This window comes from Streptococcus bovismuti (assembly GCF_042436615.2).
Taxonomy (GTDB): Bacteria; Bacillota; Bacilli; order Lactobacillales; family Streptococcaceae; genus Streptococcus.
The window spans coordinates 954-15,484 of sequence record NZ_JBHMFR020000014.1 but is presented as its reverse complement, the minus strand read 5'-3'; the positions used below and the strand labels follow the sequence as shown (position 1 = coordinate 15,484).

Below are 14,531 nucleotides of genomic sequence, written 5' to 3'. Positions count from 1 at the left end.
GGTTCTTTTGCCGTTGGGTTAAACGTTTCTTTTTGTTCTTTTACCCTTACTGGTACTTCGACTTCATCTTCCGTTCCATCTGGATAATGAACTAACGCTACTCCTGGATGACTGCCTGGTGTGCTTACATCTGGCCTTGTCTTCCATGTAACAGTTGTTCCTTCTGGTAAGCCGGTTTTGTTTACACTTGTTTCTGGATCTGGCACATGACCATTGTCCACTTCTTGCGCGATTCCAGTTGGGTTGTATTCATCTTTTTGTGGCGTTACTTCGACTGTTACTGTCACTTCTTCCGTACTCTTATCTGGGTATGTGATTAATACTTTTCCTGTCTTACTTCCTGGTTTACTTGTATCTGGTTGTTCTGACCATGTATAAGTTGTCCCTTTTGGTAAGTCATTTGTATTAATACTTTTCTCTGGATCTGGTACTTCGTTGTGACGAACCGTTTGGTTCGGCTCTTTTGCCGTAGGTGCGAACGTGTCACTTTGTTTCTTAACTGTGACAGGTACTTCTACTTCATCTTCCGTTCCATCTGGATAATGAACTAACGCTACTCCTGGATGACTGCCTGGTGTGCTTACATCTGGCCTTGTCTTCCATGTAACAGTTGTTCCTTCTGGTAAGCCTGTTTTGTTTACACTTGTTTCTGGATCTGGTACGTGTCCATTGTCCACTTCTTGAGGGATTCCAGTTGGTGTGTATTCATCTTTTTGTGGCGTTACGTTTACCGTTACCGTCACTTCTTCCGTACTATGGTCTGGGTAGGTGATTAATACTTTGCCTGTCTTACTTCCTGGTTTACTTGTATCTGGTTGTTCTGACCAGCTATAGTTTGTTCCTGCTGGTAAGTCATTTGTATTAATACTTTTCTCTGGATCTGGTACTTCGTTGTGACGAACCGTTTGGTTCGGCTCTTTTGCCGTAGGTGCGAACGTGTCACTTTGTTTCTTAACTGTGACAGGTACTTCTACTTCATCTTCCGTTCCATCTGGATAATGAACTAACGCTACTCCTGGATGACTGCCTGGTGTGCTTACATCTGGTCTTGTCTTCCATGTAACAGTTGTACCTTCTGGTAAGCCGGTTTTGTTTACACTTGTTTCTGGATCTGGTACGTGTCCATTGTCCACTTCTTGAGGGATTCCAGTTGGTGTGTATTCATCTTTTTGCGGCGTTACGTTTACCGTTACCGTCACTTCTTCCGTACTATGGTCTGGGTAGGTGATTAATACTTTGCCTGTCTTACTTCCTGGTTTACTTGTATCTGGTTGTTCTGACCAGCTATAGTTTGTTCCTGCTGGTAAGTCGTTTGTATTAATACTTTTCTCTGGATCTGGTACTTCGTTATGACGTACAGTTTGGTTCGGTTCTTTTGCCGTTGGGTTAAACGTTTCTTTTTGTTCTTTTACCGTTACTGGTACTTCGACTTCATCTTCCGTTCCATCTGGATAATGAACTAACGCTACTCCCGGATGACTTCCTGGTGTACTTACATCTGGCGTTGTCTTCCATGTGACTGTTGTTCCATCTGGTAAGCCTGTTTTGTTTACACTTGTTTCTGGATCTGGCACGTGACCATTGTCCACTTCTTGCGCTATTGCTCTTGGTGTGTATTTTCCACGCATTGACCAAACTGTAATATTTACTAAGATTGATGTCGAATTCCCAGCTTTATCTCTAGCTACTATCGTTACACCATGCATTACATTATCAGAATCAATTCTCGGTACTTCTCTAACACCCTCTTTGAACACAATTGTTCCAGAAGCTTGATCAAATGTTAAGAATGAAGGCATATTTCTCACTTCAATAGTAGCAATTCCACTACCATTTACATTATCTTTTGCCTCAATCTTCATAGGAGGCAATGTTTTATCTAAAGTCGTCATTTCCCAGTTTGTATTTTCTGCTGGTGTTTGAATTGTTGGATCCGTAACATCTTTTACTTTCAATGGAATTGTAACGTCTTGTTCTGAACCATCAATATATGTTACTTTTGCTTGTATTGTTTGGTCTCCATACGCCTCAGTGTTAATTGGTGTTTTGGATTCCACGGTTGCAATTTTAGAATTTCCATTCTCACCTTGCGCATTTGTCGCAGTTACTGCTCCTTTTAACATTTCTGGAGTAACTGATACATTTTGATTTACTTCAATTTGTGTTCCAATTGCTGTAAAATCTTCACTTACTTTTCTAACCGTTACATTTACTGTCACTACATCTTTTGAGCCATCTGGATAAGTGATTTCTACTTCCCCAGTTGTTGCGCCTGGTGTATTTACTACAGGGGGTGTCTTCCATGTTACCTTTGTTCCATCTGGCAAGCCTGCTTTATCTACACTTTTATTAGGATCTGGCACTTGTCCATAACTTGTATTTTGTGAAATTGGCGTTGGAGTATTCTTGGTACTCATTGAAGATACAGTGATTTTCGCAGTTCTTTCGCTGACATTTCCTGCTTTGTCTTCTGCTCGAATGTTTAAAGTAAATTCTTGACTTGGTGTATTCTCAGCTAGTTTTTCTACTGTTTGTTTTCCTGATTTGAATTTAATAGTGTTAGTTGTACTATCATACTCTAGGTAATCAGGCAAGCCTGTCACAGTAACGTTTTTAATTCCACTTCCGTTCGCATTATCTTCCGCTCTCACCTCCATATTTGGTAAAGCTTTATCTAATGCGGTCATTTCCCAGTTTGTATTTTCTGCTGGTGTTTGGATAGTCGGTTTCGTTACGTCTTTAACTTTCAATGGAATGGTCACTTCTTTAGTCGTTCCATCTTTGAAAGTTACAGTAGCAGTAATGTTTTGGTCACCATAGTTAGTTGTAGTAATTTGCGACTTAGGTTCTACAGATGAAATCTTATCTGTTCCATTCGCATTTCCTACTGTTGAAGTTGCGGTTACTTTCGCTTTTAAGTCATCGTTAGAAATTGGATCATTTTGATTTACTTCAATTGGTGCTCCAGTTACTTCATATTCTGAACTTAATTCTTTTACTGTAACTTTTACATCTACTGTATCTTTCGAACCATCTTTATAGGTTACTTCTACTACACCGTCTTTTTCTCCAGGCCCATCTGTCGTAACTGGTTTTGTCTTCCAAGCGTAAGTTGTTCCTTCTGGTAAGTTCGTTTTATTTATACTTGTTCCTGCATCAGGCGTATTCCCATAACTTACTGTTTGTTTGTCTGGATTTGGAGTTGATTCGTATTTTGTAGTCATTGATTTCACAGTAAACGTTAATTGTGAAGTACTACTATTATTCGCATTATCTGTCACTCGAATTGTAGCTGTATGTGTTTGAGAATCTGTCCCGACTGGTAATTTTGGAACTTCTTGGGTATCCGCTTTAAACTTAATGGTTTTAGTCGCATCATCATATGTTAAGAAATCTGGTAAGTCTGTTACCGTTGTTGATTGAACACCACTTCCTCCTGCGTTGTCATTAGATGTTACTTGTATTGGAGAGAAAGTCTTATCTAATGCAATTAAATCGATATTCTGACCATTCGCTGGTGTTTGAATCGTTGGAGCCGTCACATCTTTTACTTCTAAAGGAATTTTTATCGTATCCCTTGTATCATCAAGATAGGTTACCGTTGCAGAAATTTCTTTGTTTCCTGTCTCAGCAGTACTAATTTTCCCAATAGGAGTAACAGTTTTCACCTTACTATTACCGTTTTTATTAATTGTCACAGCAGATTTTAAGTCTTGTTCTGAGACAGTATCGTTTTGATTTTTGACAATTTTTGTAGCTGTAGGTTCATACTCATCACTTAGCTTACGAACTTTTACAGTAACCGTTACTTCATCTACTGAATCGTCTGGATAAGTAACTTTCACGACTCCTGTTTTATTTCCAGGTCTATTCGTATCTGGTGCAGATTTCCATGTATATTGAGCATCAGTCGGTAATCCTGCTGTATTCACACTTGTTTTCGGATTAGGAGTTTCACCATGGCTCACTTCTTGAATCGTTGCATTCACTTGTGGATTATACTTTTCAGCCATAGGCATGTGAGTAATACTAAATGTTCGTTCACTACTATTTCCTGCATTATCTTCCACACGTAATGTTATATTTCTTGTAGTTCGAGTTCTTCCAGACAATTTTGGAACTTCACGTTCTCCATCTTGGAAAACGATGCTACTTGTCGCTTTATCATACTTCAAGAAACTTGGTAAGTTCATTGGAACAATACTCTTTATTCCACTTCCTCCAGGATTATCAGCAACTGCTACTTTAATAGGTGGCAATGTCTTATCTAATGCTGTGATTTCCCATGTTTGACCTTCTGTTGGTGTTTGAATTGTTGGAGCAATTACGTCTTTTACTTCTAGAGGAATATCAACTGGATCAGTGGTATTATCCAGATAAGTTACTGTCGCTTTTATGGTTTGTGAGCCTGCATGCACAGTGCTTATAGGCGCTGCAGTAACTGACTTGACTTTTCTAGTTCCACCATTATCCACTGTTACTGCTGCTTTTAATCTATCATTCGTTACTGGATCATTTTGATTCACAGTAATTGTCTTTCCAGTTGGTATATGTTCATCACTTAGTTTACGGACTTTCACGGTTACAGGTACTGTATCTGTTGAGCCATCTGGATAGGTTACAGTTACGACTTCGGTTTGATCCCCAGGGCCTGTTGCCGTATTAGGTTGTGTTGCCCATCCGTATCTTGTACCTGTTGGCAGCCCATTTTTTTGAATACTTGTTCCTGCATCAGGCGCTTCCCCATAACTCACTTCTTGAATTTGAGAATTAGCAACTGCTGTATATTTTTGTGTTTGAGATTGAATATGGAAAGTAATATTTTTAGTCGCAGTATTTTCTTTTTTATCAACCGCTTTAACAGTCACTTGAATACTTGATTTACCAAGTTGGAAATTATTTGGAATAACACCATTGATTTCAATTTTAGATTTTGCTGCATTATACGTTAACGGTGCAGGAAGATTTTCTACAGTAACAGCATTTCCATCCTTAAGTCCTACTCCTTTATCATTATCTTGAGCGTGAATATTAATTTCACTTGGAAGTCCTTCTAATCTCGTCAATGTAATATTATCTGGTGCAGTAATGGTCGGTTTGATATTATCTACAATCTCAACTGGAACATTCACAGTTTTCATTAAATGGCTACCACGAAGAATTTCGATTTCTTTATGTTGTACACCTGCAGCAGAGGTATCGACAGTAGAAGAGCCACCTTTCCAACGAACTGTTAATTCTCCTGGAACTGCTGAATTATCTGAGACAGTTACGTAATTTCTAGCATCTCCTAGTTGTCCAGACTGATTCTGATTAATTTTTTTATCTTGTTTTCCTAGAAAATCTAAAACTGTATAAGGAGTTGTTACATCTTTTGTTACTCCATTTTCATAAGTTGTTGTGACAACAACATTTCTTGTCCCTGCTTCTTGCAAGTTAAATGGTGTTTTATACGTTACCTGAGCCGTTGTTGGTACTTCATGTCCTGTTTTTGATCGTACTAATTCCCTTGGATTCGTATATAATTCTTTTGAATCCCCAAAATAAGCAGTCAAACTGGAATGTTTCGCTTCTACATCATTTGTCGCATTTGTTTGAATGGTTTTAGGGTTGAATCCATCTTTAAAATGAATCGTCATTGTTGCACCATCAGCTGATACCTCAGCATGGTCAAAGTCGATATGATTCGCACGATTAACCACATTTGGATGCTCTGCTTTAAATTTTTCAATCAAAGCATTTTTTTCTGTTTCCGTTAAATGACGGACATCATCCACATAAGTTGGCGTTAAATCTCTAACAGTATTACGTTCACTTTGAGGTTTGATAGTCAAAGTATAGGTAATTGTATTTTGTTTATGTGTCCCATTTGCTCCAATTGTAATATGATAAGTACCTGGTGTTACATTTCCACCATCACCTATAGTTCCAACAAGAGCCATTTGCACTTCAGGATTATTTACATTCCAATAGTTAGCAGCAATATCTACTTCTTCTTTCTTTCCTGTTTGGAAATTTTTATAAGCTACACGTAGTTTTAAACCTTTAACTTGATTAAGACCACTTATAACTCCTACTCTTTTTACATAATACGGAGTAGGATCTTCCTCTCCACGTTTAGGGCCATTCGGATATCTTACTAATGGCTCTCCATTTCCTCTTTTACCATATGCTGTCATTACCGAGAATAGAGTATCTGAATTATAAAAAGTTAATTCTTTTTTATTTTCGTTTACTAACGCATTACTACCCTCGTATTTGTTAGCAATTGACGATATCCAAATAGCTCTAAACCCACTCTCTCCCTTACCATCAATTGGTTTTCCATTCCGTGGATCACGTTTCCCAGATTGTGCTCGAGTTACTCTATTAGCTACTTTGTTGCGGAGGCTCTTCGCTTCATTTAGAGCACCATCAACTTCACTCTCAGTGGCTTTTCCCTCAGATAAATCTGCAAATACTTGAAGAGATTTGCTTTCAGATTCACTGAATTCATAACTGATTTCTCCTGCCAGTTGGTTAATTTCTGAGACAATATCCTGAACCTTAGCGATCTTTTCTGTTAAAGGTTTTTTCTTTTCATCACTATCATTTTCTTTGTCTGCTTGCTTTTCTTTTGTTTCTATATCGTTATTTTTCTCTTCCAGTTGAGCAAATGAATTAGACAAAACTTGAACTTCTTTATCTATCTCTGTTTGACTAGCAGTTTCCTTATCCAAAATTGCTTGCGCATGCGACAAAGAGAGATTAAGATTTTCAACTGATTTAACTGTTTTAGTCTGTAAATTAATATTCTTAATCTTTTCAATTAATTCATTTAAAGCAGTTTTATCCACAGTTTTGACTGTATTTTCTACAACCTTTTCATCACTTTTATCTTCTTGCACATTTTCAGAAATCTTATCTGATTCTTTAACATGATTTTCTACCTGTGAATCATTTTCCACATCGTTTAGACTCTTTTTACTATTCAGTTCCTCTTCTTTAACTTTAGTGGAATCACTCATAGATACAACCTTTTCATCAGCATGAATCAGATTTGTATTCTGTATCATCACTGCTCCTGTAGCCAAAAAAAGAGTGCACCCAAAAAGAAAGTGCTTCCCTTTCTTTATCATTCTCCAATTCTTTTGATTGATTCCTTTTCGATTAAAAAACATTAAGAACTCCTTGCTTCAAATTATAAAATTACTTCTTGTATATATTATATTCTTTTATTTCCTTATATGCAAACCCTTTCGATATATAATATATTGTTTATAAGATTTGTTATATTTTTGTAAAAATAATTTACTAATCCAGAAAATTACTAAATTCATTTTATTATCAAAAAATGAGCAACTTTTATATTAAGTTACTCATTTTTATAAACTCTATTTTATTTAGATTATACTATCCTACTAGTTAAATCAGTATTAACACTTTATATTTAGCGATGTCTTCTAGCATGACCACGAGTTCCTGGTCCAGTTCTAATTGGTTTAACTTGTTTACCTGGACGTGAAGGAACATGGTGTACTGGTCCATGATGAGGTCTCGTTAAATGCGGTTTAGGCTGAACACTTGGTTTTGGATGAGTAACAACTACATTTGGTTTTGTAACAACTCCGACTACATGCGTGTGGCTGGTAGTACCAGTATGAATGACACTTGTCACCTCTGAATGAGTTTCGGTCTCATTTGTCGTGATAGTGACAATCGGTGTTGTTGGACCTGCTGTTGCCGCATTTGAGGTAACAGTGGTTGTCGTTGTAGTTGTAGTCGTAGCCGTTCCACCAGGAACAGGTGTTGTCTCTGTTTTCTTATTAACAGATGTTTGTGAAGAAAAATCTGTTGGTTTAATTGCAGCCAAGGCTTCAGCTGGAGTTAAGCTAGGTTTTGAATCAGTAGTCGCTACCGGCTTTGGTTGCACAGCTGGTGTTGGTGTAGCTGGAGTAGATACTACTGGTTTAACAGGTGTTACCGGTGCAGGTGCTACTGGTTTCACTGGAGCAACTGGTTGTGGTGTGGCAACAGGCGCTGGAGTTACTGGTGTCGAAACTACTGGTTTGACAGGTGTTACTGGTGCTACCGGTTTTGGTTTAACGACAGGCGCTGGCTTGGCCGGAGTTGACACTGCTGGTTTAACCGGTGTTACTGGCTTGACCGGTACAACGGGTTTTGCAACAATTGGTGATGATGCAACAACTGGATTCGGAACAGTCAAAACTGGTTTGATAGAAATTCCATTCCCTAGACTAGAAGGAGTTGCTGCAATAGTTGTTACTCCTTGTGGAGTGACATTTGGTTTATGAACAGTCGTATCCACTGACGCTACTGGTTTATCATCAATTCTTGTGATTTTCCAATTATCATAAATAACTGCACCAGTAACGAGGTTAACTCTCGCCACTCTTTCAAAAACTACAGAACGAACTACATCTTTGAAAGCTTGTTTACCATTTTTTTGATACTTGTAGTGAATCGTCTGCTTGGTCATTTTTCTTAGTGTATCTAAGTTTTCAACAGATTTAGGCCAAACAGGTGTCAATGCGTCTCCTGCTACTAATGGATTTCCAGCAATTGGTTTCGGATCATCTGCTGTGACAGTCACAACTTTTTCGATTAATTGAACTGAGAATACTTGATCAGTTTGTTTTTCACTGTCAAAGCGTTTATCATTAGCATTTGCAAAACCATCATGTACTAATTCATATCCTTGTTTTAGGTATTGATTAATACGATTTTTTGAATTATAAGCAATTGTTTCACCTGGAAGACCAACAACACTATCCACATTTCCTAAAACTTTAGGACTTGTTTCTGTTTGATTAAGGTATTTAACATGCGCCTTTTGTTGAGCAAGATAATCATAAACAACATGGATATCAGCCTGTGTCAAATGTCCCTTACTATTAGCAGGTGTTTGCGACAAGACATATACCACACCATCTTTTTCGAAGCGTTCAGGAACTTTAGCAGTCACATCATAATTATTCCCCAACAAGTTAATGAGTTTTGTGCTCTTATCATGTGGTGTATTGAATGTTTCTAAAATAGCTTGACTTGTTTTATCACGATATTGAATATCAACTTTACCAAATTTAGCTTCTTCGTACACAGCTACCACGTTAGCTTGAGCTCGTGTAATCGTACCAGATATCTTCGTATTACTATAAAAACGATCATTTTGTGCGTACTCTTTGAAGACATAATATTTACCATTTGGTGAATGCAATAAATAAGGTGCTGTGATAGATGTTGTTTGAATTCCTTTGTTTTCTTGAACTTCTGTCTCAGTTGTATTTCTCTCTAAAGTAGCTACATAGCTAGTATCAATTTTGGTAGATGGTCTTACAGTAGTAAATTTGTCTTGAAGGATACCTCCATTTTCCACCGCTGCAATGGCAGGAAGGAGCATTTTTCCTTGAGTATCAACAAAGCGAACCGCTACATCTCCATAGACAAGGCGTCCATCTGTTTTAACCATATCTGGGTTGGCAATTTTCCAGTCAGAATCAGCAGCTTGTTCGTATTGGTCTGTAAGATTTTTACCTTTGGCATCAACAACTGTCAATGTCCCTGGAATATTTGATTTAAAACCATTTCTAGCTTCATTCAGATAATTAACTGTGTGACTTGTCGGAACACGGTCAACTCCAAAGTCTTTTGTACGTAATACATAGGTTCTTCCAGCCAACATCTTTCCAGAAACGAGTTCAAAGGTTAATTCATTATCAGCAGCCTTAAGAATCTTAAATTTTGCATGTTGACCTGGTTCTTCACGAGGCGCCTCCAAAATAACATTATGACGATTTACCCTTGTTCTTGATGTATCAGGGCTAGTATTTATCATTTCGACATTGTGGGCACCACGTTCAATAAATTCACCGACAGTAGCAAACTTATTGAATTCTGTATCATTGATTCGAACGGTGAAACGAGTCCCTGCACTAAAGTTTGATTTCCATGTCCCGATACGAAGAGTGCTGTTATATGTCTTGATACTACCATCATCATCCAACGTAACATCACCTGTGAAGTTAGCTGTAGCTGGAGTATCATAAACTTTAGGTGCTCCGATGTCTGTTTTAATCACAGTGTAATTCTTAGTGACTACATTTTGACCATTAACTGAGATAACACCAGTTACAGACTTATCCACATTCACTCGAGGATAACGAATTCCACCTCTGTATTGAAGTTCAAAAGTAACATCATCTAGACGTTCAATTTCATCAGTGAAACGGTAAGTTGCTTCAATATGACTTCCTTTGTCAACTAAATCCCATGATTCTTTTGTGTCCAGAGCAACGTCACGGTCTCCACGTGAAGCCCAATATGAAAGGCTTCCAGCTTTGGCATTATCATTTTTCTGAACCAGACTCACACGTTCTGCAAAAACTTTACCTTCAGCAACCAATTTTTGAGGGAGATTATTATCTTGTGGCAATTCCTTCAAGCCAATTGTGAAGATATCCCCCTTATGATAGGCACCATTTTTAAATTTTAATTGGAAACGATAATCAGCAATACCTGTTGAAGTCACACGGTCCGCCATGTCGATTGTACCATTGGCAATAATATTTCCATTATCGATAGCTACATCTTGTGTTTGAATTGGCGATAGACTAGCGCTAATTTTCTTGCCATGTCCTGCACGTTGCAACTCAGTATACACTGTTTCGATAGCTGAATACAGTTGATTTAATTGAGTCTTAAGATTTTCTGCACTAACAGATGAATCTTTTAATAAGGCTTTTGATTGTGAAATCTGAATTGTTGCTGCCTTAACAGCTTCTTGAACCAAGGCTTTTTCTTCAGCTTTACGTTCTGCTTCTTGAGAATAACGTAAAGCGACTTGATTTAAAACTTCTGCTTCTGATACAACCTGATCCAGAGTAGTTTTTTCGACTGATTTTTCTTCATTTACCTTTTCACTTGAAGCAGGTGAAGTAGTTTTTTCTTCGCTAGGTTTTACTTCTTTAGAAGTTAATTCTTTTGAGTCAGCATTTTTTGTCTCAGCTGCCACTTTAGATTCTGCTTCTTTCTTTAGAAGGGCATTGACATCTAATTCTTCTTTTTCCAAAACTGGAGTTTGAAGAGCGGAAGGCAATTCTGCTATTTTTTCCTCAGATTTCTCTTGCTTGGTCTCTTCTGGTTTTTCAGAGACTTTTTGTTCTTCTTTTTCAGTGCGATGTGAATCTACTTTCTGTTCATCTGCACTCACATTTGAATAAGTACCAAAAACCATCAAGGCAGCTACAGCAACAGATACTGCACCAAAACTTGATTTTCTAATGGAATACTTGTTTACCTTATTCATTTGATTCCGTTTTACTCTTGAATACATATATTTTCTCTCTAACTTTTTATGATAAAAAAGGGAGTGGAATTGATGCTGTATTGACATACATTCTCACTCCCTAAAACACTACACTTCCAATATTTTGTTGTCTAGAGTTTTATTTTGATTTTATTCATCTCGTTTTGCTTTTCCAACTAAACTGAATCCAGTAAATAGGCCAAGTACTCCTAGAACTTGAGCCATACCAGAAGAGTGACCCGCAGTTTTTGGAAGCTCTTTTTCCTCCTCTTTTGGAGCTGAGTTTGGAGTTGGAACTGCTGATGGCACTTTTGGAGCTGGGGTAGAGGTTGGAACTGGAGTTGGCGTAACTTGTGGAGTTGGGGTTGGAGTCGGAATTGGAGTTGGGGTCGGTACCGGGGTTGGAGTTGGAACCGGAGTTGGGGTCGGTACTGGATCCGGCGTAACTTGTGGAGTTGGGGTTGGAGTCGGAATTGGAGTTGGGGTAACTTGTGGAATTGGTTGAACATTTCTATAAGTTACAGTTACAACCTGATTTCCAGTTTCTGCTGTAATTCCTTGAACCGCAGCCACTTTAGCAAGATCAGGATTATATCCTGCAATACTTGGAGATACCACTTCGTCAAAACTTGTCACTCCATCTTCAGAAACCCAAGATGTACTTGTAGCCTTACCTGTTACATTATCGATACTTAACATACGTGAAAAGCTTACTTGATCATGATGATCTTCACTTGCTTTTGTACCATCTGCAAATACATAATGAATCGTTCTTTCCACAAGTTTTGGAGTATCTTTTTTAACAGTAATCTTATGTTTCAATAGAACTGTATATTCTTGAACTTTTGTTTCATCTGTATCAAAAGTTGCATCTGTAGGGAAACCATCTTCCTTCAATAAGTACCCTTTTTCAATCAACGATTTCAAAACAGTTTCTGTCGTATAGGCAATCTTTTCTCCAGATTTACCAGTAATATTGTCTGTATGAACGACCTCATCCTTATTATCCATATCTATATAACGAACTACTGCAACTTGATCTGTCTTGACGTAAGTTACCTTTGTATCTTCACCTGGATTTTCAGGTGTAACACTTGTACGCTCTGGTTTGTAGCCTACAATTTCAGGTACTGCTGTTTCTCCAGCTTTACGAGGATCATTTGCATCATTCAGGTATTGTGGTTGAGGAGCATTTGCAATCACATTTCCAGAAGCATCTACTGGAATGATTTTACCCAAAGCTTTATATGTAACTGTATCTGTTGCTTTTGGTGAATCTGGCGTAACTGTCTTAGCACCAGCTTCTGCTTTATCAGCAAAATATCCTGTCACAACTGGTACTTTAACTGTTCCATAGGTATGGTTCTTGTTTTCCCAAGTTGTTTCTTTAGTTGCTTCATTATATGACCCCTTGAAGACAAAGTCATTTTGAACATTATCTTTAGGAGTTTCAGAACCTGCACCAGTAAAGCTTACCGTTTGGTTTGTTTCCTTAGTTAATGAATCAATAATTTCGTTATATGTTACAAAGGTATCTTTTCCGATGCGATCAGGATCAGATTCGTCATTTGGTTCGATTGTCTTGTCAACAATATTATATCCCCAAACAGTTGGTTGCTCATTATTTAATACATGGAATTTTGGAGCTTCAGGAATTTTTGTTTCTGCTGCTTTTGTTGCATCGTTTGGATCATTATCATAGTACTTATAGAGAGCGTCTTCAATGTTTTGTACAACCTCTCCTTGTTTATTGATATATTGTCCTTTATTATTGACTGCTACAATACGTCCCATTTCTTTCAAGTCAACATTAACTTCTGTATCTTGAGGAGAATTTGGATTAACCTCCATTGTTCCTACTTTATTTACAGTAGCATAAAATTTTGGTGTAACAGGAGTTCGTACAGCTTTGAACACTGCATTCACGGATGAATTTGCTTCTGAATTAGTTGAACTATCTGGTTTTGCTGCAGCAGCGCGCTTACCTCTAGATGAACGGCGTACAGAACGCTCACCATTTTCAGTCACAGTTAAACCTAATGGAGACACTTGAGAATTATGAACTTGTGTAGCTAAAAGATTCTCTGAAACTGGAGCTACTTCTGACAAAGCTCGTCTGCTTCTAGATGATCTAGCAACTCTTGATTCACCATTATTCGTAACTGATGGTTGAGATGCTACTGGAGCTACAACATCTTGGTTCTTAATTCCAGTAATCTTCCATTGTTCATAATGGATATCACCAGATACCAAATTCACAAGAGCATTTCTTTCATAGCTGATATGTTGATCAATTGTTCCATATGCAGCTTTTCCATTTTTAAGGTAACGGAAGTTAATACGGCGACTTATTGTTTGAGTCAATTTCTCCATTCTCTCAACAGTGCCTGGCCAATTTGGTGTATTTGGTTGTCCCGGATTGACTGGGGTGTTGGGTTGTGGTTTAGGATCTTTCGGTGTTACACGTTCGATACGTTCTGAAAGGGTTACAGTGTAGACTTGGTCACGTGCTGTATCGTAGTCATAAACCTTCGCACCACCTGCTGTGAATTCATCACTAACAAGCTTGTAACCTTGTTTCTTGAATTCTGTGATTTGACTTGTTGTGCTGTAGGCAATGGCTTCACCTGACTTACCTGTCACTTCATCTGTTGTGAGAACACGGTTACCGTTAGTACTTACATAACGGATAACAGCTTTTTGGGCATCCTTACGATAAGTAACTGTTTCAACACGGTCTTGATCTTTAGCCTTCACTCCACTTACAGCTGGGATTTCTGATTTATCCGCTGTGTAACCTGCGATGGTTGGTGATACCACTTTATCAAACGTATCATCATTAGTTGTCCAGTCTTGGAAGAAAATTTGACCAGTCACTAGGTTAATACGACTCCAACGTTTGAAGTTCAGTGTTTCAACCACATCATCCTTAGCCTTGCTTCCATCTTCGTAAACGTAATGGATGGTACGGTTAACACTTTCCTTGTTATCCAAATCATGGACACTAGCTGGCCAACGTGGGCTATCTGGTTGTCCTGGATTGACTGGGGTGTTTGGTTGTGGAGTTGGGTTATCTGGGTTAACTGGTTCAACACGTTCTGAAAGGGTTACAGTGTAGACTTGGTCACGTGCTGTATCGTAGTCATAAACCTTCGCACCACCTGCTGTGAATTCATCGCTGACAAGGTTATAGCCTTGTTTCTTGAATTCTGTGATTTGACTTGTT

The 14,531-nt window shown here is 38.1% G+C and carries 3 protein-coding genes; all 3 read right to left on the bottom strand.

Annotation, left to right across the window (positions count from 1 at the left end; all coding sequences use genetic code 11):
• Positions 1-7,055 (bottom strand): Rib/alpha-like domain-containing protein (locus ACERDH_RS09710; RefSeq protein WP_386686885.1); only part of this gene is annotated, 7,055 nt, incomplete at its 3' end.
• A 374-nt stretch (positions 7,056-7,429) separates the two neighbouring features.
• On the bottom strand, positions 7,430-11,305 hold the full coding sequence (locus ACERDH_RS09705; RefSeq protein ID WP_386686882.1) for a mucin-binding protein: 3,876 nt from the start codon (positions 11,303-11,305) through the stop codon (positions 7,430-7,432).
• Positions 11,306-11,455: 150 nt separating this feature from the next.
• On the bottom strand, positions 11,456-14,531 hold a 3,076-nt coding region (locus tag ACERDH_RS09700; RefSeq protein ID WP_415741921.1), incomplete at its 5' end, for a mucin-binding protein.

Excerpts from the sequence above, each read along its gene's own strand:
- ACERDH_RS09705 (WP_386686882.1), bottom strand. The coding sequence starts at position 11,305 with ATGAATAAGGTAAACAAGTATTCCATTAGAAAATCAAGTTTTGGTGCA.